This is a genomic window from Mycobacterium hubeiense, assembly GCF_002838065.1.
Taxonomy (GTDB): Bacteria; Actinomycetota; Actinomycetes; order Mycobacteriales; family Mycobacteriaceae; genus Mycobacterium; species Mycobacterium hubeiense.
Genome location: NZ_PIZU01000138.1, coordinates 302 through 520, shown reverse-complemented (window position 1 = coordinate 520; position 219 = coordinate 302). Strand labels below are relative to the sequence as shown.

General features: G+C 66.7%; 1 protein-coding gene. It reads left to right on the top strand.

Annotation, left to right across the window (positions count from 1 at the left end):
- A partial coding sequence (locus CWS39_RS29980) for a transposase (protein ID WP_233213760.1) occupies positions 1-219 on the top strand: 219 nt, incomplete at both ends.

Genomic DNA, 219 nt, shown 5'->3' with positions numbered 1-219 from the left:
ACAAGACGCTGGAAGACGGCCGTCGAGCCGTCGTCCGCAACGGCTACCTGCCGGAGCGCACCGTGCAGACCGGTATCGGCGATGTCGAGATCAAGGTGCCCCGGGTCCGTGACCGCAGTGGCGACGGGGTGACCTTCAGCAGCGCGCTGCTGCCGCCCTACCTGAAGCGGGCCCGCAGTATCGATGAGCTGATCCCCTGGCTCTACCTGAAGGGAGTCT